This is a genomic window from Caulobacter sp. D5, from assembly GCF_003185805.1.
Classification (GTDB): domain Bacteria; phylum Pseudomonadota; class Alphaproteobacteria; order Caulobacterales; family Caulobacteraceae; genus Caulobacter.
This window is the reverse complement of record NZ_QHJY01000506.1, coordinates 1-1127: the sequence shown is the minus strand read 5'-3', so window position 1 is coordinate 1127 and position 1127 is coordinate 1. Positions and strand designations below refer to the sequence as shown.

Here is a 1127-nt window from a genome sequence, read left to right as displayed (position 1 = left end):
CTTCTGGGGAGCGGTCGCGGAAGCAGCGCCGTCGGCCATGATCGAAACTCCGTTGGGTCGGCCGGCCTTCCGCGACGGAGGGCCGGCCCTTGTACTCTAGGTGGTAGCAGCTAGCTCCTAGGCCGTCTGCAAGGGCTGGACGGCCCCGGCCAGCAGTCCGCAGAAGACATTTACCGCCCTCATCGCTCCCTCCCCGCTTCGCTGACGGTCTTGGCGACCGGCGACCAGATGAAGTCGATCACGCGGCGCTTGCCGGTGACGATCTCGACCGAAGCGCTCATGCCGGCCGACAGCAGGGCGCGACGCCCCTCCACGCTGAGCTGGGTGGTCGAGAGCTTCACGCGCACCGGGAAGACCAGGCCGCGCTTCTCGTCGACGATAGCGTCGGGGGAGATCTGCACGACCTGCCCCTGCAGCGTGCCGTAGCGGGTGAAGGGATAGGCTTCGAGCTTGACGATGGCGTGGTCGCCGGTGCGCACGAAGCCGGCGTCCTTGTTGAGGACCAGGGCCTCGACCACCAGGGCCTCGCCGTCGGGGACGATGGTGACCAGGGCCTTGCCGGTCTCGGCCACCTCGCCCAGCGTGGTCACCGACACGGCCTGGATGACGCCGCCGACCGGAGCGGTCAGGGTCTGGAGCTGGCGCTTCTGCTCGGCCTTGCGCAGGGAGTCGGCGCGGGTGGCCGCCAGCCCTTCGGCCTCGGCGCGCTCCTGGGCGGCCTGGCCGACAAACTGCTCGCGCAGCTCGGCGGCGTCGCGCGACAGCGAGGCGACCTGGGCGCGGGCCTCGTCGAGGCGGCCGCGCTGGGAGATAAGGTCCTGCTCGGCGGCGACCATGGCCTGCTCCTGCTGGAGAAGCTTCTGGCGAGCGCCGTAGCCCTTGGCCTCCAGGCCCTTCTGGTCGTCGAGCTGGCGCTGCAGGATCGGCAGGGTGCGCTGCAGCTTGACGATCTCGGACTCAGCCTGGCGGGCGCTGGCCTCGGCGCCGATGCGGCGCTCGCCCAGGGAGGCCCGCTTGGCCTCGTAGGCCTGGATGCGGGCCGCCACCAGCTGGCGCTCGGCCTCGACCGCGGTCGGCTCGGAGTCGGGCGGCGCGATCACGGCCCCGCCGCGGCCGGCGGCGTAGCC

At 71.8% G+C, this 1127-nt stretch carries 1 protein-coding gene; it reads right to left on the bottom strand.

Going from position 1 to position 1127, the window contains the following annotated elements; genetic code table 11:
- Positions 1–179 precede the first annotated feature (179 nt).
- A partial coding sequence (locus DMC18_RS24465; RefSeq protein WP_110133393.1) for an HlyD family type I secretion periplasmic adaptor subunit occupies positions 180–1127 on the bottom strand: 948 nt, incomplete at its 5' end.